Source organism: Dactylosporangium sp. McL0621 (assembly GCF_049995355.1).
Lineage (GTDB): Bacteria > Actinomycetota > Actinomycetes > Mycobacteriales > Micromonosporaceae > Dactylosporangium.
Genome location: NZ_CP188259.1, coordinates 4,318,189 through 4,341,430, shown reverse-complemented (window position 1 = coordinate 4,341,430; position 23,242 = coordinate 4,318,189). Strand labels below are relative to the sequence as shown.

General features: G+C 72.4%; 21 protein-coding genes. 6 read left to right on the top strand and 15 right to left on the bottom strand.

The window, feature by feature from the left end; genetic code table 11:
• Positions 1-2,008: 2,008 nt before the first annotated feature.
• The 5 genes from ACPPVO_RS20640 to ACPPVO_RS20620 all read right to left on the bottom strand — a co-directional run bounded on the left by ACPPVO_RS20640 (position 2,009) and on the right by ACPPVO_RS20620 (position 6,779).
• Entirely contained in the window at positions 2,009-3,061 is a 1,053-nt protein-coding gene (locus ACPPVO_RS20640) for a caspase family protein (protein WP_426512833.1), read from the bottom strand.
• Positions 3,062-3,075: 14 nt separating this feature from the next.
• Positions 3,076-3,447, bottom strand: coding sequence for a hypothetical protein (locus ACPPVO_RS20635; protein ID WP_426512832.1), 372 nt, complete (start codon positions 3,445-3,447; stop codon positions 3,076-3,078).
• A gap of 138 nt (positions 3,448-3,585) precedes the next feature.
• A complete protein-coding gene (locus ACPPVO_RS20630) occupies positions 3,586-4,995 on the bottom strand; it encodes a cellulose binding domain-containing protein (RefSeq protein WP_426512831.1) in 1,410 nt (469 codons plus the stop codon).
• Positions 4,992-6,224 (bottom strand): cellulose binding domain-containing protein, encoded by a 1,233-nt coding sequence (locus ACPPVO_RS20625; RefSeq protein WP_426512830.1) that lies wholly within the window; start codon positions 6,222-6,224, stop codon positions 4,992-4,994. Before ACPPVO_RS20625 ends, ACPPVO_RS20630 begins: the two co-directional genes overlap by 4 nt.
• Before the next feature lie 111 nt (positions 6,225-6,335).
• Positions 6,336-6,779 carry a VOC family protein gene (locus ACPPVO_RS20620; RefSeq protein ID WP_360382967.1) on the bottom strand — a complete coding sequence of 148 codons (444 nt, stop codon included), beginning with the start codon at positions 6,777-6,779 and terminating at the stop codon, positions 6,336-6,338.
• Positions 6,780-6,842: 63 nt separating this feature from the next.
• Between ACPPVO_RS20620 and ACPPVO_RS20615 the strand changes: the two genes are divergently transcribed.
• Positions 6,843-7,769, top strand: coding sequence for a helix-turn-helix transcriptional regulator (locus ACPPVO_RS20615; RefSeq protein ID WP_426512829.1), 927 nt, complete (start codon positions 6,843-6,845; stop codon positions 7,767-7,769).
• A gap of 29 nt (positions 7,770-7,798) precedes the next feature.
• Here the strand turns inward: ACPPVO_RS20615 and ACPPVO_RS20610 are convergent, their stop codons facing one another.
• The 3 genes from ACPPVO_RS20610 to ACPPVO_RS20600 form a co-directional block, all read right to left on the bottom strand.
• Positions 7,799-8,182, bottom strand: a complete 384-nt coding sequence (locus ACPPVO_RS20610; protein WP_426512828.1) for a nuclear transport factor 2 family protein — start codon at positions 8,180-8,182, stop codon at positions 7,799-7,801.
• A 72-nt stretch (positions 8,183-8,254) separates the two neighbouring features.
• The gene (locus tag ACPPVO_RS20605; protein WP_426512827.1) at positions 8,255-9,481 is read right to left on the bottom strand and encodes an RNA polymerase sigma factor; all 1,227 of its coding nucleotides are present in this window, start codon (positions 9,479-9,481) and stop codon (positions 8,255-8,257) included.
• Between the two features lie 76 nt (positions 9,482-9,557).
• Positions 9,558-9,929, bottom strand: a complete 372-nt coding sequence (locus ACPPVO_RS20600; RefSeq protein WP_426512826.1) for a YciI family protein — start codon at positions 9,927-9,929, stop codon at positions 9,558-9,560.
• Between the two features lie 188 nt (positions 9,930-10,117).
• Between ACPPVO_RS20600 and ACPPVO_RS20595 the strand changes: the two genes are divergently transcribed.
• Together ACPPVO_RS20595 and ACPPVO_RS20590 are read left to right on the top strand one after the other, a co-directional pair.
• The gene (locus ACPPVO_RS20595) at positions 10,118-10,555 is read left to right on the top strand and encodes a MarR family winged helix-turn-helix transcriptional regulator (RefSeq protein WP_426512825.1); all 438 of its coding nucleotides are present in this window, start codon (positions 10,118-10,120) and stop codon (positions 10,553-10,555) included.
• Positions 10,552-11,394 (top strand): alpha/beta fold hydrolase, encoded by an 843-nt coding sequence (locus tag ACPPVO_RS20590; protein ID WP_426512824.1) that lies wholly within the window; start codon positions 10,552-10,554, stop codon positions 11,392-11,394. Before ACPPVO_RS20595 ends, ACPPVO_RS20590 begins: the two co-directional genes overlap by 4 nt.
• A 9-nt stretch (positions 11,395-11,403) precedes the next feature.
• On the opposite strand, the gene ACPPVO_RS20585 is transcribed toward ACPPVO_RS20590, so the two are convergent.
• The 7 genes from ACPPVO_RS20585 to ACPPVO_RS20555 all read right to left on the bottom strand — a co-directional run bounded on the left by ACPPVO_RS20585 (position 11,404) and on the right by ACPPVO_RS20555 (position 20,265).
• Positions 11,404-12,120 (bottom strand): ABC transporter ATP-binding protein, encoded by a 717-nt coding sequence (locus ACPPVO_RS20585; protein ID WP_426512823.1) that lies wholly within the window; start codon positions 12,118-12,120, stop codon positions 11,404-11,406.
• Entirely contained in the window at positions 12,117-13,904 is a 1,788-nt protein-coding gene (locus ACPPVO_RS20580) for an ABC transporter permease subunit (protein WP_426512822.1), read from the bottom strand. Before ACPPVO_RS20580 ends, ACPPVO_RS20585 begins: the two co-directional genes overlap by 4 nt.
• Before the next feature lie 85 nt (positions 13,905-13,989).
• Positions 13,990-14,859: a branched-chain amino acid ABC transporter permease gene (locus tag ACPPVO_RS20575; protein WP_360382951.1), complete on the bottom strand. Its 870-nt coding sequence runs from the start codon at positions 14,857-14,859 to the stop codon at positions 13,990-13,992.
• Positions 14,860-14,921: 62 nt separating this feature from the next.
• Complete coding sequence (locus ACPPVO_RS20570) at positions 14,922-16,070, bottom strand: ABC transporter substrate-binding protein (RefSeq protein ID WP_426512821.1); 1,149 nt, start codon at positions 16,068-16,070, stop codon at positions 14,922-14,924.
• Between the two features lie 15 nt (positions 16,071-16,085).
• Positions 16,086-17,822 (bottom strand): thiamine pyrophosphate-binding protein, encoded by a 1,737-nt coding sequence (locus ACPPVO_RS20565; protein WP_426512820.1) that lies wholly within the window; start codon positions 17,820-17,822, stop codon positions 16,086-16,088.
• Positions 17,819-18,796, bottom strand: coding sequence for a zinc-dependent alcohol dehydrogenase (locus tag ACPPVO_RS20560; protein ID WP_426512819.1), 978 nt, complete (start codon positions 18,794-18,796; stop codon positions 17,819-17,821). The genes ACPPVO_RS20565 and ACPPVO_RS20560 overlap by 4 nt, the downstream gene beginning before the upstream one ends.
• Positions 18,793-20,265: an aldehyde dehydrogenase family protein gene (locus ACPPVO_RS20555; RefSeq protein ID WP_426512818.1), complete on the bottom strand. Its 1,473-nt coding sequence runs from the start codon at positions 20,263-20,265 to the stop codon at positions 18,793-18,795. The genes ACPPVO_RS20560 and ACPPVO_RS20555 overlap by 4 nt, the downstream gene beginning before the upstream one ends.
• A 155-nt stretch (positions 20,266-20,420) precedes the next feature.
• Between ACPPVO_RS20555 and ACPPVO_RS20550 the strand changes: the two genes are divergently transcribed.
• From ACPPVO_RS20550 to ACPPVO_RS20540, 3 genes are read left to right on the top strand one after another with little or no spacing between them, the layout of a single operon-like run.
• On the top strand, positions 20,421-21,224 hold the full coding sequence (locus ACPPVO_RS20550; RefSeq protein WP_426512817.1) for an IclR family transcriptional regulator: 804 nt from the start codon (positions 20,421-20,423) through the stop codon (positions 21,222-21,224).
• A 49-nt stretch (positions 21,225-21,273) separates the two neighbouring features.
• Entirely contained in the window at positions 21,274-22,464 is a 1,191-nt protein-coding gene (locus tag ACPPVO_RS20545) for a CaiB/BaiF CoA transferase family protein (protein WP_426512816.1), read from the top strand.
• Positions 22,461-23,237 carry a citryl-CoA lyase gene (locus ACPPVO_RS20540; protein ID WP_426512815.1) on the top strand — a complete coding sequence of 259 codons (777 nt, stop codon included), beginning with the start codon at positions 22,461-22,463 and terminating at the stop codon, positions 23,235-23,237. Before ACPPVO_RS20545 ends, ACPPVO_RS20540 begins: the two co-directional genes overlap by 4 nt.
• Positions 23,238-23,242 lie beyond the last annotated feature (5 nt).

Genomic DNA, 23,242 nt, shown 5'->3' with positions numbered 1-23,242 from the left:
CTCCGGGCCGGCGGTCGGGAGGTTGCCGACCTGCACGGCGTGGTACACGCCGCCGACCGCTCGTTCGGCCGGGGTCAGCGACAGGACGCCGAGCAGTCCGGGTGGGGACTCGTCGCCGGTGCGGACCTGCGCCTCCGCCGTGGCGTCGGCCTTGCGGCGCACCTGCTGCATGGTGTTCAGCTCGAGCTCGGCCGGCGGGCGCTGCCACACCGCGGCCGCCCGCGTCCGGGCCGTCGGGAGGCGCGCGCCGACCACGTCGCCGAGCGCCTCCAGGTCCGCGTCGATGCGACGCGGACTGAGCCGGAGCGCCTGGCGTTCGGCGAGCGACGCCAGGTCCGGCGGCAGCTCGGCCGCGGTGGGCAGGCGGGCGCCGGCGAGCAGCACCGGGATCACGGGCAGGCCGAGATCGAGCGCCACGCGAAGCTCCCGCCGGACGGCATCGTCCGGCCGGTCGATGGCACGCCGGCCGTCGGGCCCCGGGCGCAGCCATCCCGGGCCGATCACGGCGACGACCACGCTGGCCTTGTGCAGTTCGCGCCACGCCACGGCATCGGACTCGGCGGTGGGCGGCCGGCCGCTCCAGTGCACGCGCGACGCCCCGAACCGCCTGCTCAACGCCTCGCGGACCAGCACGGCGCCGACGTCGTCGTCCCCGGCCCGGGCGCTGACGAACGCCGCCGTCGCGACCAGCGGGCGTACCCGGGCCGGCGGCTCGCCGTCGACGGGTCGGACGGCCGGCCTGATCGCGGCCATGACCTCTTCGACGGCCGAGACCGGCAGCGCCGTCGAGAGCGCGACGGCCGCGGGCTTCCAGGCCGCCGCCACGTCGGCGTCCGCGGTACCGTCGATCGCCGCGACGTCGGCGATGAACCGCCGGACCCGTGCGACGGCCCGGGCGGTCGCACGGCGCCCGGTCGCCGCGGCGTCACTGGGCTCCTCGCCCGTTCCGAGCGCCTCGTACTTGAGCCACACGCCCCCGCTCACGAGGTTCCCGGCGATCTGGTACGCGAGTGAATGCTCGACCAGCACGCCGGGCGCGGCGACGTCGGCCGGGACGACGAGGTCGCGGTACGCGGCGTGGATCATCGGTGGCCAGGCCAGGCGCTGCCGCCCGGGCGTGACCGCTCCCTCGCGCCACAGCGACAGGGCCTCGACGTCGGGATGCCCGGGAAGGAGGTCCGTCAGCCGGTCGGCGATCAGGTCGTGGGTCGTGTCGTCCGAGGGCCACTCGGCGCGCAGCGCGTGCGCCGCGAGCACGCCCAGCATCGGGTTGAGGTCGGACCGGTTCGACAGCAACGCATCGACGACGTCCCGGCGGAAGACCGCCCGGCGGCGGAGCAGCGCCGTGCGGGCGACCTCCACCGCGGTGTTCGCGGCGCTGTCAGCCCGCCACGGACGGCCGGCCTCCACCAGGTGCAGCGAGACCTCGAAGCCGTGGGGAGCCTGCCGCAGGAACACGATCGTCTGCCAGCCGGGCGAGAGCCAGAACGGCATATCGGTACCGTGCCGGCGCAGCACGTGTCCGCCGGCCGGCCGTGCACGGTCCCAGGCGGCGGCACGGTCGCCGATCCATCCGTGCGGCCACGCGTCGACCGGGCGAAGGTCCTCGTCCAGCAACTGCCATTGGCTCAGCACGGTGGCGACCGGTACGTCGGATACCACCACGAGATGAGCCCGGGCCGGGTCCCCGTGCGCCGCGACCGTGCCGCTGACCGACTCCGCCACCGTGCGGTACTCGTCGTCGGTCTGCCGGTCGGCCGCCACGGGCGCGACCGAGCGCAGTGTCAGATCCACAGCGGCGTTGACGTGGTCCCGGCCCGGTCGCACCGCCACGATCTCGGTCTCGTGGGTGTCGCCGAGCCGGCGTTCCACCTGGTACAGCCCGGGCGCGACGCTGACGTCGAGATGGCCGACGCCGTGGGCGACGACGTCGAACCGGCTGTCCCGCACGGACAGCTCCGTCCCGGGCCACGTTCCGAAGAGCCGGATGCGGCCGGGGCCGGGGTGGTCAGAGTCGGACTTCACGATCGGCTCCCGCCACGACGAACATGCCGAGCCCCGCGGAATCTCCGGCGTCACGCTGCCCCTGGCGGACCACCCAGTACAGCCCGGACGGAAGCTTGGTCGTCAACGGGCCGGTGGCGGAGTCCCAGCGCTCCCGCACGTGGAAGTCGCCGTCGAGCAGCTCCACCGGGCCCGTCGACTCCGGCAGCACGATGTCGACACGGTGCGGTGCGGCCGCTTCGGCGAGCGGCGGGCCGAAGGTCATGTCGGGCACTCCGCTGAACTCGACGCCCTGCCCGCGCCGGCTTTCGGACGCGAGCTGGTGGACGCACGCCTGAACGAATCCGGACAGCCGGGCCGAGGTGACGCGCCCGCCGAACCGCGGGTCGCCGGCCTCGCGGAGCCCGCGCAGCAAGGCTTCGGTGAAGTACCCGCGTCGCTGGTCGGGACGGTCGGCCCGGCCGTTCTCCAGGGCCGTGCGGCCGAACTCGCTGGCGTAGGCGACCGTGACCCGAACCGGCCGGCGGGCGTCGCCGCGCAGGGTGAACGGCGGGCCGTTGGAGGGCGCGCCCTCGACGAAGCTGCGGCAGCAGTCGGCGAACACGACCAGTTCGTGGAAGGCGCACGAGACCTGATACCAGCGTCGGTACAGCGACAGCTCGATATTGTGGCCGAGCTCCTCCAGGCTCGCGTTGGCGGCCAGCAGCGCCCCGTCGCCGCCGTCCGGCGCGATCCCGTGGCCGGCGACGAAGATGTACAGCCGCGTCTCATCCCACCGTGACGGTTCCTGCGTCAGGGCCAGGTTGACTGCGCGGTTCACGCGGCTGAGCGCCAGATTGATCTGGTGTACCGCCGGCTCGGCCGACTCCGCCGGCAGGGAAGCGGCGTCGTCCGCGGAAGCCGGTACCAACTCGATGTTGGCCCTTGGCACGGCGCCGCCGGCCGGGTCGGCCAGCCACTCGAGGAACCGTGCCGCGTCGCCCACGGCCGCGGTGAGGTCGCCGAGCGCCGGGTAGCGGTTGATCCCGACGACCACGGCGTAGTGCAGGGCGTTCATCGCTGGGAACGCTCTCAGTCTTCGGTGATCTCGCCGGACTTCACTCGTACGGTCTTGATGAGCTTCCCGTCCGGACCGTAGAGCTCCACCACCTGCGGTCGCTGCTGCGGATCGCGTTCCTGGCGGCGCTTCGCCCACGCGGCGACACGGTCGCGCACGGCGCTCACACCGCTGTCGATGAGACCGCCGGTCACGCCGTCCAGGATCTTGCCGCCGAGGTAGATCATGGTCACCTCGTACCAGGTGACCGCCCGGCTCGTGGCGGCGTCCTCCTCGACCGCGACCTCGATGCCCAGGTCCCGCAGGCCGGCGCACAGTTCGGCGATCGCCTCCCTGCTCGCGGCCGACCGATCGCCGTTCTCGACGAGCACCGTGACTTCGGGCACGCTCACCCTTCCCGCCGCATCCGGAACGCATGGTGCACGCATTGTCACCCGTGCATCATCGGTCCGCCAAGGTGAGCCGGTCCAGACAACGTCACCCGATGGATGACCGGCGCTCGGCTGTTCGTCGGCCCGTTCCGTTCAGACCGCCGCGCAGCGGGTGCCGTTGAGCGTGAAGTCGGTCGGGGCCGGGTTAATGCTCGTCCAGGTGCCGGTGAAGCCGAACGCCGCCGTGCCGCCCGCCGGGATCGTTGCGTTCCAGGTCGCGTTGCTCGCGGTCACCGCCGTGCCGGACTGCGTCGTGGTGGCGTTCCAGGCCTGGGTCACCGTCTGGCCGCCGGCGAACGCCCAGCGCAGCGCCCAGCCGTTCACGGCGCTCGAGGCCTGGTTCGTGATGGTGACGTCGCCCTGGAAGCCGCCCTGCCACGAGTTCGTGATCTTGTACGCGACCGAGCACCTACCGGCCGGCGGCGGCGTCGTTGCGCTCGGGCTCGTGCTGGAACTCGGGCTGGTCGACGCGCTCGGGCTCGTGGTCGGGGTCAGCCTCGCCGCCACGATCGGGGCCAGCTTCGCCGTGATCGCCTGGTGGCCCTTGTCGTTCGGGTGGACGCTGTCGCTCAGGCCGTCGCTCGGCAGCCAGCCCTCGGTGTTGACGTAGTACACGTTGCGGTCGCCGGCGGTGTTCTGCGTCGCCACCGCGGCCTGGGTCTCGGCCGCGTACCTCTTCGAAAACGTCTCGAGGGCGAGGATCGCGGCGTTCGGGTACTTGCCGCGCACGGTCTTGATGAAGGCGACGTACCCGGCCTGGAAGTCGGCCGACGAGACGCCGTGGCTCTTGTCGTTGGTACCCAGGTTGATGACGACGGCATCGGCGGTGTACCGGCTGAAGTCCCAGTTCGCGCTGGTCGACGAGTAGCCGGTCTTCAGGAACTGCGCGGCCACCGACACACAGCCGTCCGCGGTGGCGACCAGGCAGCCGCCGCCGTAGCCGATCTGCGTGTGCCGCACGCCCAGCTGTTCGCCGGTGAGCCAGCCGTACGCGGTGAGCGCGTTCTTCGACGACGTCGTGCCGACGGTGATCGAGTCGCCGACGAACTCGACCAGTTTCGGCGACACGTTCGCGGGCAGCGTCTTGGCGCCGGAGTCCAGGACGAGCCCCTGGAAGACGGCGTCGCCGGTGTACGAGCCGGCCACGACACGGTAGGAGACCATGAGCGTGTGGTTGCCGGCCGCCAGCTTGGTCGGCGTCAGGTTCACCGTGCCGGACACGTTCTGCGTGTACTGCACGGCGCCGCCGTCGATGCTGAAGTACACGTCGATGGTCCCGCGCTGCTTGAGTTTCACGGTGGTGCCGGTGAACCCCGTGCGCAGGTAGGCCCCGGCCCAGTTCGGCACATAGGCGCTCGAGTTGGTGCGGTCCCAGCGCCCGACGAACGCGATGTTCGCGTCACCGGGCGAGCCGTCACCGGTCGCGGCCAGCGCAACGGCGACCCCGGTCCCGGCCAGCACGGCGCCGGTCACGGCGGCGGCGATGCGCAGTGCGGCCCTCACTTGAGGTATCCGATGAGATCCAGCTTCTGGTTGCGCACCGCGGTCGCGACCAGCTTGGCGATCTGCACGGCGCCGGCGGTCTCGAAGTGCGTGTGGTCGTTGCAGAAGAAGGCCCCGACGGCGCCCTGGGTGTAGTCGCCGTTGTTCGGGCACAGCCCCGCACCGGTGTAGTACGTGTAGGACAGCTTGTGCAGGTCGATGACCGGCACACCGTTCGCGCTCGCGGCGTCGTTCGTCTCGGTCAGGAAGCCGCGGTTGCCCGTCGCGGTGCTGCCGCTGCACGTGATCGCGGCGACGGCCGTGAGCATGACGACCTTCACCCCGCGCTGTTTCGCGGCGGCGGCCATGACCCCGAGCAGCTGCTTGTACCGTGCCGAGCCCACGTGCCGCGGGCAGGCCGAGTCGCCGTCGTTGATACCGAACTGGATGAACAGGTAGTCGCCGGACTTCATGCCTGTGCTCGCGTCGAGCATGCCCTGCCAGCGGGTCGAGTACGTGTTCGGGCTGATGACGCACTCGCCGCTGCCGTCCTTGGTGGACGTGACGTTCGGGTCGTACATCCAGGTCTGGATGCTGCGCCCGGCCACCGCCTGGTTCTTGACGGTCACGTTGGCGTTGAACAGCGGCGCGAACTGGCTGCCCCACCCGACCGGGCACACGCCGCCGGACGGGTTGGCGACGGTGGAGTCCCCCGCGAGCCAGATGGTGATCTTCGGCTGCGTGCTCGAGCTGGCGCTCGGCTTCGGACTCGTGCTCGCGCTCGGGCTCGTACTTGCACTTGGGCTCGTGCTGTGGCTAGCGCTCTGCGACGGCGTGGCACAGGGCGATGCCGTCGGCGATCCCGTGCACGCGACCCCGTTCACCGTGAACGCTCCCGGGACCGGGTTGCTCGTCGTCCAGGCGCCGTTGAAGCCGAAGTTGACGGTACCGCCGGTCGCGATGCTCCCGTTGTAGCTCACGTTCTTCGCGGTGACCGCCGTGCCGGACTGGGTCACGGTGGCGTTCCAGGCCTGGGTGACGCTCTGGCCGCTGGCGAACGTCCAGCCCAGCGTCCACGCGGTGACCGGGTCGCCCAGGTTGGTGACGGTGACGTCGGCGCCGAAGCCACCCTGCCACTGGTTGGTCACCTTGTACGCGACCGAGCACCCGGCCGCGGCCGCGCTCGCCTGGTTCACCACCGCGACCCCGAGCCCGACCATCAGCAGCGTGACGGCGATCAGTGCCCGCATGCCCGCTCCCTCATCGACTGTGAGCGCTCACGGTCGACCGGGCACTGATCTACGTCAATGGTTTCGTGCGGTTTCGTGCGTTCGGCGCAGGGTCGCGCGGAAACTTACATGTCAGTCGAGGCAGAACTCGTTGCCCTCCGGGTCGGCCATCACGATGTGCCCGGACGCCAGCGGGGGCCGGGGTTCGTGGCGCGCGAGACGCTTCGCGCCGAGGCCGGTCAGCCGGTCGGCCTCCGCCTCCAGCGCGGCCATCCGCTCCTCGCCCTGCAGCCCCGGCGCGGCCCGGACGTCGAGGTGCATGCGGTTCTTGACCTGCTTGCCCTCCGGTACCCGCTGAAAGAACACCCGCGGCCCGAGACCCTCCGGGTGCAGGATCGCCGAGGCACGGTTGCGGTCCTCCGCCGGGATGTTCATCGCGTCGAGCGCCTCGTCCCAGCTGCCGAAGCCGGGCGGCGGGTCCTGCAGCTTGTAGCCGAGCGCCTCGATCCAGAAGCCGGCCAGCGCGGCCGGGTCGGCACAGTCGATCGCGACTTGCACGGTACGCGTCTCAGTCATGTCCCACAGTCTGCCCGGAATCGCGGACAGATACGGTCCGCGATTGGTGACATGATCGAGCCCATGACCGCCGAACGGGTGCTGCGACTGCTCGCGCTGCTGCAGCGGCGGGCCTCGTGGACGGCGACGGAACTGGCCGCGGAGCTGCACGTCACCGACCGTTCGATCCGCCGCGATGTGGAGCGGCTGCGCTCGCTGGGCTACCCCGTGCACGCGACCGGCGGGGTGGGCGGCGGCTACCAGCTGGGCGCCGGCACACGGCTGCCGCCGCTACTGCTGGACGACGAGGAGGCGATCGCGACCGCGGTATCGCTGCGCCTGGCCTCGGCCGGGACGGTGGCCGGCGCGGGCGAGGCCGCACTGCGCGCCCTGGCCAAGCTCGACCAGGTGATGCCGCCGCGGCTGCGGGCCGAGGTCCGTGCGGTGCACGGCGCGACGGAGACGCTGATCGGCCCGGGCGTGGAGATCGACGCCGACGTCCTGATGACGCTGGCCTGCGCCTGCCGCGACGCCGTACGCGTGCGGTTCCTGTACTCGGACACCGAGCGCACGGTCGAACCGGTCCGGCTGGTGACGACCGGGCGGCGGTGGTACCTGATGGCCTGGGACGCCGACCGTGACGACTGGCGCACGTTCCGCCTCGACCGCATGCGCACGGTGGAGGCGACGACGTGGCGTTTCCGCCCGCGCGAGCACCCGGACCCGGCCGCCTTCGTCCAGCGCGCGGTGGCCGAGGCGCCGTACCGGCACGTGGCCCGGGTCCGCCTCCGGGCCGCCGCCCAGGAGGTCCGCGAGCGCGTCCCGCCCCAGGTCGGCCGGGTCGAGGACGACCGCGACGGCTGGTGCGTACTCGTCGCCGCCGCCGACCGCCTGGACGTCATCGCGGTACACGTGGCGCGTCTCGGTTACGAGGCGCAGGTGCTGGACCCGCCCGAGCTGCGCACGGCCGCGACCGAGCTCGCGAGCCGCCTGGCCGCACTCGCTGGCTGACCGCCGGCGTGCGGCTGCCGGTCGCCCGGTCAATCCACTCGTGGCCCGGCATGCCCGGCGAGACATTGCCAGCCGTCGGCGGAGTTGACCCAGGTCTGCGTCAAGCGCAGCCGGAACGTCTCCTGCACCCCGTCGCGGTTCACCACGTCGACGACCAGCGCGGTCAGGACCGCGACGGCGTCCCCGACGATCTGGACGTCGACGTCCAGCAGCGTCTGCTCGACCCAGACCAGAGCGCCACCGACGTTGCCGGTCAGGTACTGCTCGCGGTCGAGGACAGCTCCTCGGTACGTGGTCCACCGCAGCCGGGGATGCAGGAGCGCCGCCAGCCGCCGTCGGTCGCCGGCGACGAGAGCGGCCGAACGCGCTCGAGCCGCCGCCACTACCGCCTTCGTCGCTTCGTCGATGGTCACCTCGGTGATCCTGCCCGAGTGGGACAAGCCGTGTGGGAGAAGCCCGAGTGGGAGAAGCCCGAGTGGGAGGAGTCAGCCCAGCGTGGCCGCCTTGCGCAGCAGCACCGAGCGTTCGCGCTGGTTGGTGCACAGCCGGGCCGCGAGCTCCAGCTCGGCGCGCGCCTCCGGGAGCCGGCCGAGCCGGGCCAGCAGTTCACCGCGCACGGTCGGAACCAGATGCGAACCGGGGAGCCGGTCCGAGGCGATCAGCTCGTCCACGATGGCCAGGGCCGGCGCCGGACCCGAGGCCATGGCCACGGCGACGGCCCGGTTGAGCTCCACCACCGGCGAGGGCGCGACCCGGCCGAGCGCCTCGTAGAGCACCACGATCCGGTCCCAGTCGGTCGCCTCGACCGCGTGCGCCGACGCGTGGGTGGCGGCGATCGCGGCCTGCAGTCCGTAGGGGCCGAGCCCGCGAGCCGACGCCTTGGCCAGCGCGGCCAGCCCACGGCGGATCGCCGAGATGTCCCACCGCCGCCGGTCCTGGTCCTCCAGCAGGATCGGCGAGCCGTCCGGGGCGGTCCGGGCCGGGAAGCGCGCGGCCGTCAGCTCGCACAGCGCGAGCAGACCGTGCACCTCGGGCTCGTCCGGTTGCAGTGCGGCAAGCGTGCGGGCCAGCCGGATCGCCTCGTACGCGACGTCGCGGCGCAGCAGCCGCTCGCCCGACGTGGCCGTCGACCCCTCGGTGAAGATCACGTAGATGACGCTGAGCACGCCGCCCAGCCGCTCCCGGCGCTCGCCGGCCGGCGGCAGCTCGAACGGTACCCCGGCCGCCGCGATCGTCTTCTTGGCCCGGGTGATGCGGGCCTGCACGGTCGGCACGGGTACGAGGAACGCGCGGGCGATCTCCTCGCTGGACAGGCCGCCGACCACCCGCAGGGTCAGCGCCACCCGGGCCTCCGGGGAGAGCACCGGGTGGCAGCTGATGAACATCAGCGCCAGGACGTCGTCGTCGATCCGGTCGGGGTCGACTTCCTCGTCGACCGCCGAGTCGGCCGCCGGGTCCGCCGCCAGCAGGGCGTACCGGTCCTGCAGCGCCGCCCGGCGGCGGATCGCGTCGATCGCCCGCCGCCGGGCCGTGGCCATCAGCCAGCCGGCCGGATTGGCCGGGGCGGCGAGCGGCCACGACACCAGCGCCTCGGCCACGGCCTCCTGGGCCGCGTCCTCGGCCAGCCCGAAATCGCCGGTGAACCGGGTCAGCGCGGCGACGATCCGCGCCGACTCGATCCGCCAGACGGCCTCGACATCGGCCGTACCCATCAGATCCGGCCCTCGCTCCCGTACCCGGCCCAGCCCGGGCGCCGCCGCGAGGGTCCGCGGGTCCAGTCCTCGACGATCATTCGCCGGCCTGCGGGACCTCGTCGCTCTCGGGCACCCGCCGGATCTCGATCTTGGACCCGCGAGCCGCCGGTACCCGTTTGGCCCACTCGACCGCCTCCTGCTTCGAGGCGACATCGAGCAGGAAGAAGCCCCCGAACAGTTCCTTGGTCTCGCCGTACGGCCCGTCCGTGACCACCGGGGCCTCGCCGCTGAAGTCGACCACGACGCCCTGGCGCGCATCGTCCAGCCCCTCGGCCGCGAGGAGAACCCCGGCCTTGATCATCTCCTCGATGAACTGGCGGGTCGTGGTCATCAGCTCCTCGATGTCAGCCATCATGGCCGCGTTCGACTCGTCGGTGCCCCGCATGATCAGCATGTACTTCGACATCGTGTCCTCCTCGTCAGCGGGCCGCCTCTCGGCTCGCGCACCCTCAGGTCGAACGAGCGGCCCGCGGATCGACACGGGCTCCGGAATAATTTCGCCCGTCCGACCGCCCCGGCAGATCAGAAACCTTATCGTCGCCGCGGGGCCGGCAGGTAACTTGCGAAGCTAAGTTAGTCTGCTAAGTTATGGGCGTGGCGCACAACCTGAGCTTTGCCTTGCACGTGCTCACTGCCCGTCTGGACCGGATGGGCGACCGGCTCCTGCGGGCCCAGCACGACATCTCCTACCACCGCTTCCTCGCGCTCGTCTTCGTCGGCGAGCTGGGAGCGTCGACCCAGCGCGCCCTCGCCGACGAGCTCGGCGTGACCGAGCCTTCGGTCAGCCGCATGACCGCCGTCCTGGCCGCCGACGGGTTGCTCAACGTCGAGCCCGACCCCGCCGGGGGCAACCGCCGGCGGCTGAGCCTCACCGACAAGGGCCAGCGGCTCGTGACCACCGTCCGGCGTGACTTCGAGGATCGGCTGGCCGTTTTCGTCGAGCACAGCGGCGTGCCGTACGCGCAGTACGCCGAGCACACCGAACGTCTGCTCAGCACCCTCGACCGCATGGAACAGGAGCGACCCGCATGAGTGCGACAGACCCCGCGCTGCTGGAACGGCCAGGGACCGTGGTCTCCGCCGACGGTACGAAGATCGCCTATCGGACCATGGGCGACGGCCCCGGCCTCATCGTCGTCGGGGGCGCGCTGCGGACCGCGGAGGACTACCTGCCGCTGGGCCGTGCGCTGGCCCGGTCGTGCACGGTGCACGTCGTCGACCGGCGGGGGCGCGGGGCCAGTGGCCCGCAAGGGCCGGACTACTCGCTGGACCGCGAGGCCGACGACCTGCTCGCCGTGCAGGCCGCGACCGGGGCACGGCTCGTGTTCGGCCACAGTTTCGGAGGGCTCGCCGTCCTCGAGACCGCACGGCGGTCCGCCGTGTTCGACCGCATCGCGCTCTACGAGCCGGGCGTGCCGTGCGAACCGTTCGCCACCGCCTGGATGGAGCCGTACCGCGAGCGGCTGGCGGCCGGAGATCCGTACGGGGCGTTCGTGCACTTCATCCGGGGCTCCGGCGGGGCGCCCGCCTTCGTGACCAGGATGCCGTACTGGTACCTGCGCTTCGCGATGCGGGTCGGCTTCCGCGGCGCGACCTGGCAACACATGCGGCCGCTGCTCGGCGCCAACCTGGCCGAGCACGAGCAGATCGCGGCCCGCATGGGTCGTCTCGCCGACTATGCGGCCGTCACCGTGCCGGTGCTGATTCTCCGGGGCAGCCGGACGGCCGCCGCGATCCTCACCCAGACCGATCGCCTGAAGGACACCCTCGGCGACGCCACGATCGAGACCGTCGCGGGCCTGAACCACTTCGGTCCGGAAGGCAGGACGGCGCCGGTCGTAGCGGAGCGCGTTTCGGCGTTCCTGCGCTGACGGCACGGTTCACAGACCCAGGTACACCTTCCGTACCCGGGTGTCGTGGCGCAGCTCGGACGAGGAGCCGGTCATCGCCACGGTGCCGTTCTCCATCACCAGGCAGCGGTCGGTCGCCTCGAAGGTGAGCTTCGCGTTCTGCTCGACCAGCAGCATGCTCAGCCCGTCGGCGGCCAGGCGCTGCAGCGCGGCCAGGATCTCCTCCACCAGCTTCGGCGACAGCCCCATCGACGGCTCGTCGAGCAGCAGCAGCTTCGGGCGGGACATGAGCGCGCGGCCGATGGCGAGCATCTGCTGCTGGCCGCCGGACAGCGCCCCGGCCAGCCGCGCCCGCATCTCCCCCAGCACCGGGAACAGCGCGAAGACCTCGTCGAGCTGCGTTCGGACCGAAGCGTTCCAGCGCTGGGCGTACGCGCCCAGCATCAGGTTCTTCTCCACGCTCAGACCCGGGAACACGTGCCGGCCCTCGGGCACGTAGCCGACGCCGTGGCGGACCATGTCGCGGGCCTTCACGCGCGAGACGTCCTCGCCGTTCAGGCGCAGGCCGCCGACCGTGCGCGGCACCAGGCCCAGGACCGCCTTGAGCGTCGAGGTCTTCCCGGCGCCGTTGGCGCCGATGATGCCGACGCACCCGCCGGCCGGGACGGTGAAGGAGACCTGCTCGACCGCGCAGACGCCGCCGTACCGCACGGTCAGGTCCTCGACCGTCAGCGCATCCGGGCTCATCGGCCGACCTCCTCGATGACGACCTGCTCGACGGTGTCGGCCATCGAGTCGCCGAGGTACGCCTCCACGACCGCCGGGGCGATCGCGACCACGGCCGGGGTGCCGTCGGCGATGATCCGGCCGCTGGCCAGGACGGTCACCCGCTCGCACAGCGACATGACCAGGCCCATGTTGTGCTCGATGAGCACGACGGTGACGCCGCTGTCGCGGATCGAGCGGACGATCTCGCTGAGCTGGCGGACCTCCTCGCCGTTGAGGCCGGCGGCCGGCTCGTCGAGCAGCAGCAGCCGCGGCTGCTGGGCCATCGCGCGGGCGATCTCGACGCGGCGCTGGATGCCGTACGGCAGGGCGCTCGGCCGGGCATCGGCGAAGTCGGCGAGGCCGAAGCGGCCGAGCAGCTCGTCGCCGGCGGCGCGCAGGGCCCGGTCCTGCCGCCACACGCCCAGCGGCCACAGCGGGTACCGCCAGATGGAACGGGTCCGGGTCCGATCGAGGGCGACGAGGACGTTCTCGCGCACGCTGAGCGCGCCGAACAGCCGCAGGTTCTGGAAGGTGCGGGCCATGCCGGCCTGGGCCAGCCGGTAGGGCGCCGCGCCGGTCACCTGCGCGCCGGCGAACGAGACCGAGCCCGCGGTGGGCTTGTAGAGACCGGTGATGACGTTGAACAGCGTCGTCTTGCCGGAGCCGTTGGGCCCGACGATGCCGCGGATCTCGCCGGCCCCGACGGTCAGGGAGACCTCGTCGAGCGCGCGCAGGCCGCGGAACTGCTTGCTGATGTCAGAAAGCTCCAGCAGCGGCCGCGAGTCCTCTGTGGACGCCAGATCGAACGGCGTGAACGGTCGCAGCTCCTGCCGTGGGCCCGCCCGGCGACGGCGGAACCGGGAAGGCAGCCCGGCCAGGCCCGTCGGGGCGAAGACGACCACGAGCACGACGATGCTGCCGTAGACGACCTGGGCGTACGTCGGGTAGTCGGACAGCAGCTCGCGCAGCAGCGACAGCGTCACGGCGCCGGCGACGCAGCCGAGCAGGCTCTGCCGCCCGCCGATGATGACCATCGCGAGGAGCAGGAACATGTTGGCGATGCTGAACGACTCGGGCGCGACGTAGCGCACGAGCCCGGCGTAGAGCACGCCGGCGGTGCCGCCGTAGACGCTGGCGAGCGCGAAGGCGGTCATACGCAGCATCGGTACCTCGACCCCGACCGCCCCCGCCGCCAGCGGGTCGTCGCGCATGGCCCGCATGCGCCGGCCCAGCGGCGTGCGGACCACGAACAGGCCGAAGGCCAGCGCGATCGCGAACACGATGAGCTCGAGGTAGTAGAAGAGGTACTCGCTGGAAAGGTCGACGCCGGGGAACTGCGGCACCGGGATGGCGTTGATGCCCTCGGCGCCGCCCGCGACCGCGGCGTTGGTGACCCAGTTGGTGAAGGCCAGCGCGAGGCCGAGCGTGACGATGCCGAGGTAGTGCGACTGGACCCGCAGCGCCGGGGTACCGACGAACAGGCCGGTGACGGCGGTGGCGACCAGGGCCAGCAGCGCCGCGGTCCAGAAGCCGAAGCCGTTGTGCGTCGTCAGGATCGCCACCGTGTAGGCGCCCACGCCGAAGAACGCAACCTGGGCCAGGTTGACCTGCCCGGCGATGCCCATGGCGAGGCCGAGGCCGATGGCGAGCAGGGCGAAGATGAGCGTGACGTCCACGACGTGGATGGCGTAGGAGTCCAGGGCGTACGGCAGCATCCACAGGGCGGCCGCGACCACAGCCAGGATGGCGAGGCGGCGTTTCATGCCGTCACCTCCGCTGCGCTCCGGCGCCGGCAGGACGAAGGCTGAGCCTCATGATGAGCGGCCACTCCGCTGCGCTTCGTACCGCTCATGCCCGGTTCACCGTCCGCTCGCCGAAGATGCCGGTGGGCCGGATCATGATGATGGCGGTGAAGACGAGGAACGTCACGAGCTCGGAGTAGCCCTGGAAGTGCCCGGCGGCGAACGCGTCGAGCACGCCGATGGCCAGGCCACCGACGATGGCGCCGGGGATGCTGCCGAACCCGCCGAGAATCGCCCCCGCGAAGCCCTTGATACCCAGGGCCCCGCCCATCGTGGGGCTGACGTACAGCAGCGGCCCGACGAGCCCGCCGGCGAGCGCGGCGAGGCCGGCGCCGATGACGAACGCGAGGGAGTTGCTGCGCCCGACGTGGATGCCGACGGCGGTGGCGGCCTCGTGGTCCATCGCGACCGCCTGCATCGCCGTGCCGCGCTTGGTGCGCTGCAGGAACAGCATGAGCAGCAGCATCGCGACGGCGGCGATGAGCAGCACCACCAGGTCATACGTGCGGATGCGCAGGCCGAAGAGGTCCAGCGGCGCGCCGGGCACGGGCGAGCGCACGGCCCGGCCGGTGGCGCCCCAGATGATGATGGCGAGGGCGTCGAGCACGATGCCGAAGCCGATCGTGCCGATCAGCATCAGGTCGAAGTCCTTGTTCTCCAGCGGCCGCAGCACGAACTCGATGACGAGGCCGACCAGCCCGGTGACGACGATCGCGACGACCATCGCCAGCGCGAAGGGCAGCTTCGCGGACATGTAGAACGTCGACGCGACATAGGCGCCGAGCGTCACCACGTTGCCGTGGGCGAAGTTGACGAGGCCCATCGTGCGGTACACCAGCGAAAAGCCCATGGCGACAAGGGCGTAGACGGCGCCGAGACTCAGCCCGCCGATAAGCGTTTGCAGTGTGACTTGCATGGCTCTCCCGAGGCCGGACCGGGGCGCCGTCGCGACGGCGCCCCGGTGAAGAGGGGAACGGCTCAGCCCTTGGCGGCCTGGAGCTTACCGCTGGTGATGACCCCGATCGACGTGGCGAAGATGCCGACCCCCGTGTCGTCGTAGGCGAAGTCGCCGAGCAGGCCCTTGTACTTCGTGCCCCGGATCGCGTCGGCGAGCGGCTTGCCCGTCGCCGCGTTGCTCGTCTTCAGCGCGGTGAGCACGATCTGGGTGCCGTCGTAGGCCTTGGCGCCGTGCAGCTCCGCGTCCTCGTTGTAGGCGGCCTTGTACGCCGCCGCGAACTTCTTCGCCGCGTCGCTGACGTCGTTGGACAGGTACGGGGAGCTCACGATGGTGCCCTCGACGTTGGCCGCGCCCGCGGTGTTGAGGAACACCGGCGTGCCCTGCGGCGCGGCGCCGGCGAACGGCACGGTGATGCCGAGGTCGCGGGCCTGCTTGACGATGAGCCCGGACTCGACCTCCTCCGCGCCGAGGAAAATCAGCTGCGGGTTCTTGCTGCGGATGGTGGACAGGGCGGCGCTGAAGTCCTTCTGGTCGGTGGTGACGACCTGGTCCGCGACCGGGGTGACGCCGCGGGACTGCAGGGCCTTGAGGAACGCGTCGTGCTCGCCCTTGCCGTACGAGCCGTTGTTCGTGATCAGCGCGATCGACTTGATGCCCTTGGTGTCCACGATGTACTTCGCGAGGGTCTCGTCGTAGGTGGTGCTGGTCGGGCCGTTGAGGAACAGGAACGGGCTCTTGACGGCCACGAGGCCGGTCGACTGGCCCGAGGTGATGTTCGGGATCTGGGCCTGTTGCAGGATCGGGGCCATCGCGATCGTCACGGCGCTCTCGGCGGTGCCGATCATCGCGACGTACCCCTCCGAGGCGATCTTCCGCGCCAGGTTGGTGCCGACCGTCGGGTCGCCCTGGTCGTCGAACACGTCGAGCTGGATCTGCCGGCCGTTGACGCCGCCGGCCTTGTTCCACTCCTCGACCGCGAGCTTGGCCCCCTTGAGCTCCCAGGCGCCCAGCGAGGACAGCTGGCCGCTCTGGGCGTCGACGAGGGCGAGCTTGATCGGTCCGGCGGCGTTCTGGGTGTCGTTCTTCTTCTCCCCCGGCGCGCTGCAGGCGGTCAGCGCGAGGGCGAGCAGGGTGGTGCCGGCAAGGATGCGGAAGCGTTGCGTGGACATGATGCGCATCACCTCTCAGTCAAAAAGACCTTGGTAGATGTCCTTGATGTTCCAGTGCCCAGGGGTTGGCACCGGCTCGTTGACCATCGCGACGTCGAGCACCGCTGGGCGGCGGCGGCGTTCGGCGGTTCGCAGCGCGCCGCGCAGGTCCTCGACGCGCTCGATCTGGTACCCGTCGGCGCCGCAGGCCCGGCCCAGCGCGGCGAAGTCCGGGCTGTACGGGCGGCCGTCGGGGTCGGTGAACTCGCAGCCGTACTGCCGGCCGAAGTTCGCGGCCTGCAGGTCGGCGATGGTGCCGTGGGCCCGGTTGTTCATGACCACGAACAGCACGGGCAGCCCCCGCTCGACCGCCATCGGCAGGGCCGGCAGTTGAGCGCTCATGCCGCCGTCGCCGACCAGCGCGACGACGACCCGGTCGGGCTCGGCGATCTGCACGCCGAGCGCCGCGGCGGGGCCGAAGCCCATGGTGGACGCGCCGCCGGGGGTGATGAAGCGGCCCTCGGGCGGCAGCGGGTAGCACTGCGCCACGCCGTTCTTGTTCCAGCCGACGTCGGTGACGAGGATCGTGTCCGGCGGCAGGGTCTCGCGGAGGTCGAGCAGGATGCGCTCGGGGCGCAGCGGGAAGTCCGCGCTGCGGCCCCGCTCGGTGCTGCCCTCGAACAGGGCGGTGCGGGCGGCGTGGATCTGCTCGCGCAGGCCCGGGCGGCGCACCGGCTCGGGCACGGCCCGGCGCACCGCGGCGTCGATGGCCCGCACGGCCTGGGTGGCGTCGGCGACCACGCCGATCTCGACGGGGTAGTTGCGGCCGATCTCGGCCGGGTCGATGTCGATCTGGATCAGCCGGGTCGGCGGGATCCGCCAGGTGTAGGCGGGGTTCCAGGAGCTGGCGTCGGTCTCGGCGAACCGGGTGCCGATGGCCAGCACGACGTCGGCCTCCAGGGCGTAGGTGTTTGTCACCTCGAGGCCCCAGAAGCCGGTCATGCCCATCACGAGCGGATGGCGGTCGGGCAGCGCGCCCTTGGCCATGAGCGAATGCGCGACCGGGATGTCGAGGTGCTCGGCCAGGGACAGCAGCGCCCGGCGGCCTTCGCCGCGGCCGAGGCCGCCGCCGAGGTACACCAGCGGCCGCTCGGCCCCGGCCAGCAGCTCGGCGATGCGGGAGGCGTCGGCGAGGGCGGGCACGGTGACGGCGGCCGGCAACGGGTGGTCCTCGAAGTCCAGCGGCCGCGAGAACAGGTCCATCGGGACGTTGAGCAGCACCGCGCCGGGGCGGCCGGAGGTTGCGGTCCAGAAGGCCCGCTCCAGGAAGCGCGGCAGGTCCTCGACCCGGTGCGCGTGCCAGGCGCGTTTGACGAACGGGCGGTAGATGGCGGTCTGGTCGGCGTCGGCGTGGAGGTTGACCTCCTGGTGCGGGTGCCGGCCGTGCATGTAGGAGGGCACGTCGCCGGCGATCACGACCATCGGCACCGAGTCCAGCGCCGCGGTGGCCACGCCGGTGACCGCGTTCATCATCCCGGGCCCGACGTGCAGCAGGACGACGCCAGGCTTGCCGGAGGCGCGGGCGTAGCCGTCGGCGGCGTGGGCCGCGGCCTGCTCGTGGCGGGCGATGACGAACTCGATCGAGCTGCGGCCGATGGCGTCGAGCAGTGCGATGTTCGTGTGCCCGCAGGTGCCGAAGACGTACCGCACCCCGTACGCCTCCAGCTGAGTGACGAGCGCCTCGGCGGCGGTCGTCTTCGTCTCGGCGCTCATCGCGGCGGTTCCTCCAACGTGATCCAGGTCTTCCCGGGCAGCTCCCGTGCCCGGGCGAACGCGTCGGCCACCCCGGCGAGCGGGTACCGGCCGCGCAGGATGCGGCCCGGGCGCAGCTCCGCGACCCGCGCGACGGCGGCCGCGAAGTCGCCGGGGTGGTCGTAGATGAGGCAGCCCCGCAGCGTCAGCCGCCGCTGGACGACGGTGAACGTGGACAGCCGGGCCGGGGTGCTGCTCTGTCCGATGAGGACGATCCGGCCGTCGGGCGCGGCCCGCTCGACGGCGGTCTCCAGGGCCGGCGGGGCACCGGAGGTCTCGAACACCACCGGGAACAGCCCGTCGTCCGGGGCCGCCGCGGCGCCGAGCTCCAGTGCGGTGGCGAGCCGGCCGGCGTGCGGGTCGATGACGAACGGCACCGCGCCGAGCGCCCGCGCGGCCAGGCACACCAGCAGGCCCTGCGCGCCGGCGCCGACCACGAGGCAGCGCTCTCCGGCGGTGAGGCCGGCGCGAGCCAGCGCGGCGAGCGCGACGGCGAGCGGCTCGACGCAGACCAGGTCCTCGTCGGCGAGGCCGGGCGGGGCGGGCCAGGCGAACCGGGCCGGCACGGCGACCCGCTCGCGCAGCGCGCCGGGCTCGTTGATGCCGAGGATGCGCCGGTTCGGGCAGACCGCGGTGCGACCGTCCGCGCAGGCCGGGCAGCGCAGGCACGGGAAGTTGGGCTCGACGGCGACCCGCTGCCCGACCCGGCCGGGCGCCACGCCGGCGCCGACCCGCACGATGTCGCCGATGGCCTCGTGCCCCAGCGCCCAGGGCAGGTGGGGCACGGCCCGGCGGCCGTCGACGACGGCGAGGTCGGACCCGCACATGCCGACGGCCCGCACGGCGACGACGACGTCGCCGGGCCCGCACTCGGCCTCGGGCCAGTCGCCGGTGACCTCGACGGCCCCGGGCGCGGTGAGCACGGCCGCCCTCATGCCTGGGTACCCCAGATCGACAGGCCGCGCAGCAGCAGGGTTTTGACGACGGTGTAGTCCTCGATCATGCAGGCGGGCGACTCGCGGCCGAAGCCGGAGTCCTTGACCCCGCCGAAGGGCACGTGGTCGAGGCGGAAGTTGGACGAGCCGTTGACGACGAGCCCGCCAACCTCCAGCTCCCGCCAGGCGGTGACGATCCGGCCGATGTCGCGGGTGAACAGGCCCGCCTGCAGGCCGTACCGGCTGCCGTTGCACGCGGCGAGAACCTCGTCGAAGTCGTCGTAGGGCAGCACCGCCACGAGCGCGCCGAAGACCTCGCGGGCGACCACGTCGGCGCCGGCGGGCGGGTCGAGCACGACGGTCGGGCTGAGCGTCGCGCCCGTGCGGGTGCCGCCGAGCGCGATCGTCGCACCGTCGGCGGCGGCCTGCGCGGCCCAGGTCGCGACCCGTTCGGCGGCCGCGTCGTCGACCATCGAGCCGACGTCGGTCTCCGGGTCGAGCGGGTCGCCGACCTTCAGCGCCGCGACCTCCTTGCCGAACGCGGCGGCGAACTCGGCGTAGCGGACGCGCTGGACGTACACCCGCTGCACCGAAATGCAACTCTGCCCGGAGTTGGTGTAGCCGGTGCGGGCGCACACGGCGGCGGCCTGCGCGATGTCGGCGTCCTCGCACACGATCGTGGCCGCGTTGCCGCCGAGCTCGAGCACGAGGCGCTTGGCCCCGGCGGCGCGGGCCACGGCCGCGCCGGTCTCGACGCTGCCGGTGAAGCTGATGACGGCGACCTCCGGCGCGGCGCACAGCGCGGCCCCGACGTCGCCGCCGCCGTGCAGCAGCTGCACCGCCTCCATCGGGGCGCCCGCCTCCAGCAGGAGGGCGACGACGGCCGCGGAGACGGCCGGGGCCTGCGGCGGGGCCTTGACGATTGTGGCGTTGCCGGCCGCGAACGAGGCGCCGAGCTTGTGGGCGAGCAGGTTGGCCGGGGCGTTGAACGGCGTGATGGCCAGGGCGACGCCGGCGGGGGCGCGGTAGGTCAGGGCGGTGTTGCCGACGCCTCGGGCCCAGCCGGCGACCGGCAGCAGCTCGCCGCCGATGCGGCGGGTCTCCGCGGCGCAGACGGCGAAGGTGTCGGCGACGCGGTCGAGCTCGCCGCGGCCGTCCTTGAGCGGCTTGCCGAGCTCGAGGGCGAGGAGCCGGGCGATCGCGTCGCGGTGGCGTACGGCGAGTTCGGCGGCGCGTTCGAGCACCTCGGCCCGGGCCGCGGGGGCCAGCGCGGCCATCCGCCGGGCCGATTGGTGGGCGTACTGAACCGCGGTGCGGACCGCCTGATCGTCGGCGAGCACGGCCCGGCTGACCACCCGGCGCACGTACGGCCCGACCCGCTCGGCCTGCGCACCGTCCGCCCGCCACTCCCCCGCAAGCAGAGCCGGGGCCACGACCGGGGACTCCGATCCGAGGATCGCATTCAGCATGGCGCTCCCTCGCTGCAAACCGCTCGGCGGTACATCTGGACCGCTATGCGGACTGGGTGTAACGTACGGGCGGCCGACAGCCGCTGGCAAGAGCCCGAGTCGAGAAAGTTGCGACAATCGGCGTCCAGGGCGCGACGAGCGATGGAGACACGAACATGGTGAAGACGGCAGGCCGCGACGGCGTCGAGCATCAGGAGGCCGAGGCCGACGCGCCGGGGGTCCGCAGCGTCCAGCGCGCGCTGGACATCCTGACGCTGCTCACGGAGGATCGGCCGCTGGTCTCGATCCGCGACATCGTCGAGGGCACGGGGCTGGCCAAGACGACGGTGATCCGGCTCGTGCAGACGCTCGAGCAGTGCGGGCTGCTGTGGGGCACCACCGCCGGCTACATGGCCGGCCCGGGCCTGTGGCGCTGGGCGCACCTGGCCCGGCGCAGCTGGGAGCTGCCGCCGGAGACGCAGCGGATGATGCGCGACCTTGCCGCCCGGCGGCGCGAGACGGTCAACGTCTACGTCGCCCGGGACATCTACCGGGTCTGCGTCGCCCAGCAGGAGAGCCCGCAGCCGCTGCGGCACGTCGTGCACATCGGCGACGAGCTGCCGCTGTGGGCCGGCGCCTCGTCGAAGGTCCTGCTGCGCAACGCGACCCCGGCCCGCCTGCTGCGCGTGGCGCGCAGCTCCCCCTACGGCGACCAGCACATCAAGCGGCTGCAGGAGTGGATCGACGAGGCGGCCCACCAGGGCTACGCCGTCAGCCACGGCGAGCGCGAGGAGGGCCTCTCGGCCGTCGCCGTGCCGATCTTCTCCCGCGCGGGCGCGGTCGTCGCGGTGCTGTCGCTCAGCGGCCCGACGCTGCGCTTCCCGGAGGAGCGCGTGACCGAGTTCGCCGCCGACCTCAAGGACGTCGCCCAGCGGATGTCCGAGCGGGGCTTCGACCACCCACTGGGCAGTTCGCTCTGAAGGAACCTCCGAAGGAAGCTCTGAGAGCAGCGCTGAAGGAGACAGGTGCATGCAGCCGCGACCACTAGACGGCATCCGCGTCCTCGATCTCACGAACGTCCTCGCCGGCCCGTACTGCAGCTACCAGCTCATGCTCCTGGGCGCCGACGTCGTCAAGGTCGAGGTGCCGGGCCGCGGCGACCTCGCCCGGCAGCTCGGCCCGGACTCGGAGCTCAACGAGCGGTACCTCGGCACGTCCTTCCTCGCCCAGAACGCGGGCAAGAAGTCCGTCGAGCTCGACCTCAAGGACCCGGCCGGGCGCGAAACCTTCGAGGAGCTCGTCGGCGCGGCCGACGTGCTCCTGGAGAACTTCCGCGCCGGGGTCCTGGCCCGGCTCGGGTACGACTGGCAACGCCTGCAGGCCTTGAACCCGCGCCTGATCGCGTGCTCCATCACCGGATTCGGCCAGACCGGCCCGATGAGCCAGGCGCCCGCCTACGACCAGATCATCCAGGGGCTCTCCGGCATGATGAGCGTGACCGGGACCCGTGACACCGCACCGCTGCGGGTCGGATTCCCGGTCTGCGACAGCATCGGCGGCCTCGCCGCGGCGCTCGCGATCGTCGCCGCCGTCGCGGCCCGCCACCACAGCGGCGCCGGCTGCCAGCTCGACGTGTCGATGCTCGAGGCCTCCATCTCCGCGATGGGCTGGACCGTCTCCAACTACCTCCTCGCCGGTGTGCCGCCCGAGCCGACCGGCGACCAGAACGCCACCGCGGCCCCGTCGGGCACGTTCGACGCCGCCGACGGCCCGCTCAACATCTCCGCGAACCGGCAGGAGCAGTACGAGACGCTGTGCCGGCTCGTCGAGCGCCCCGAGCTGCTGACCGACCCGCGCTTCGCCGCGCCCGAGGCTCGCAAGGCGCACCGGGCGGCGCTCAACGAGGAGCTGAACCTGGCCCTGCGCCGCCGGCCGGCCGCCGAGTGGGAGCGGGAGCTCAACGCGGCCGGCGTGCCCGCCGCGCGCATCCTGACCGTCCCGCAGGCGCTGGAGTCCGAGCAGCTGGCTCATCGCGGCTTCATCACCGAGCTGCCGTTCCCGGACGGCTCCGCGCGGCGGCTGGACGTGGTGGGCAGCGGGGTGCTCTTCGACGGGGTACCGCTGACCCCGCCGGCCCCGCCGCCGATGCTGGGCGAGCACACCGCCGTCGTCTCCGATCTCATCGCCGCATGGCGTCTCAAGGAAGGTGTCGCCGAATGAGCACCGACGTCCAGGAGGTGGCCGACTGGTGGGCCACCTCCGTCTCCCGGATCGAGCCCGGCGTCATCGAGTTCCGCGGCCGCCCCATCCAGGATCTGCTCGGCGCGACCACGCTGACCGACGCGATCTGGCTGATGCTGCGCGGCGACCTGCCGGACGCGCGCCAGGCCGAGCTGCTCGACGCCGCCCTGGTCGCCTCGGTGGACCACGGCCCGCACGCGCCGTCGATCGCCGTCGCCCGGATCTCGGCGACGTGCGGGATCGGGCTGAACAACGCCATCGCCAACGGGGTCAACGTGATGGGCGACGTGCACGGTGGTGCCGGACAGCAGTGCCTGGAGTTGTACACCGAGATCCGCGACCTCGCCGCGCAGGGCACGGACCTGGCCGAGGCCGCGGCGCAGACCGTCGCGCGCTGGCAGGCGCGCAGCAAGTACCTGCCCGGCTTCGGGCACCGCTTCCACCCCCGCGACCCGCGCCGCGACCCGCTCGTCGGGCTCGTGCAGCGGGCCGTCGACGACGGCGTGGTGGCCGGGGACTTCCTCGCCGCGGGGCTCGCCGTCGAGGCGGTCATCGACCCGGTGCCGATGAACATCGACGGCTCCACCGCCATCATCTACGGCGAGCTGGGCTTCCCGCCGCCGCTGGCCCGCGGCCTGTTCGTGCTCGGCCGCAGCGTCGGCATCCTCGCCCACGCGTGGGAGGAGACGCAGGGCGGCCGGCGCATCAAGGGGCCCATCCCGCCGGGCATCACGCCGACGTACCGCCCCTGAGGACG

What these genes read in the sequence shown, in the direction of transcription:
- ACPPVO_RS20575 (WP_360382951.1), bottom strand. Translation starts at nt 14,859, where the DNA reads ATGCAAGTCACACTGCAAACGCTTATCGGCGGGCTGAGTCTCGGCGCC.
- ACPPVO_RS20555 (WP_426512818.1), bottom strand. Translation starts at nt 20,265, where the DNA reads ATGCTGAATGCGATCCTCGGATCGGAGTCCCCGGTCGTGGCCCCGGCT.
- ACPPVO_RS20540 (WP_426512815.1), top strand. Translation starts at nt 22,461, where the DNA reads ATGAGCACCGACGTCCAGGAGGTGGCCGACTGGTGGGCCACCTCCGTC.
- ACPPVO_RS20570 (WP_426512821.1), bottom strand. Translation starts at nt 16,070, where the DNA reads ATGTCCACGCAACGCTTCCGCATCCTTGCCGGCACCACCCTGCTCGCC.
- ACPPVO_RS20605 (WP_426512827.1), bottom strand. Translation starts at nt 9,481, where the DNA reads ATGGGTACGGCCGATGTCGAGGCCGTCTGGCGGATCGAGTCGGCGCGG.
- ACPPVO_RS20590 (WP_426512824.1), top strand. Translation starts at nt 10,552, where the DNA reads ATGAGTGCGACAGACCCCGCGCTGCTGGAACGGCCAGGGACCGTGGTC.
- ACPPVO_RS20545 (WP_426512816.1), top strand. Translation starts at nt 21,274, where the DNA reads ATGCAGCCGCGACCACTAGACGGCATCCGCGTCCTCGATCTCACGAAC.
- ACPPVO_RS20550 (WP_426512817.1), top strand. Translation starts at nt 20,421, where the DNA reads ATGGTGAAGACGGCAGGCCGCGACGGCGTCGAGCATCAGGAGGCCGAG.
- ACPPVO_RS20565 (WP_426512820.1), bottom strand. Translation starts at nt 17,822, where the DNA reads ATGAGCGCCGAGACGAAGACGACCGCCGCCGAGGCGCTCGTCACTCAG.
- ACPPVO_RS20615 (WP_426512829.1), top strand. Translation starts at nt 6,843, where the DNA reads ATGACCGCCGAACGGGTGCTGCGACTGCTCGCGCTGCTGCAGCGGCGG.
- ACPPVO_RS20640 (WP_426512833.1), bottom strand. Translation starts at nt 3,061, where the DNA reads ATGAACGCCCTGCACTACGCCGTGGTCGTCGGGATCAACCGCTACCCG.
- ACPPVO_RS20580 (WP_426512822.1), bottom strand. Translation starts at nt 13,904, where the DNA reads ATGAAACGCCGCCTCGCCATCCTGGCTGTGGTCGCGGCCGCCCTGTGG.
- ACPPVO_RS20560 (WP_426512819.1), bottom strand. Translation starts at nt 18,796, where the DNA reads ATGAGGGCGGCCGTGCTCACCGCGCCCGGGGCCGTCGAGGTCACCGGC.
- ACPPVO_RS20620 (WP_360382967.1), bottom strand. Translation starts at nt 6,779, where the DNA reads ATGACTGAGACGCGTACCGTGCAAGTCGCGATCGACTGTGCCGACCCG.
- ACPPVO_RS20625 (WP_426512830.1), bottom strand. Translation starts at nt 6,224, where the DNA reads ATGCGGGCACTGATCGCCGTCACGCTGCTGATGGTCGGGCTCGGGGTC.
- ACPPVO_RS20600 (WP_426512826.1), bottom strand. Translation starts at nt 9,929, where the DNA reads ATGTCGAAGTACATGCTGATCATGCGGGGCACCGACGAGTCGAACGCG.
- ACPPVO_RS20585 (WP_426512823.1), bottom strand. Translation starts at nt 12,120, where the DNA reads ATGAGCCCGGATGCGCTGACGGTCGAGGACCTGACCGTGCGGTACGGC.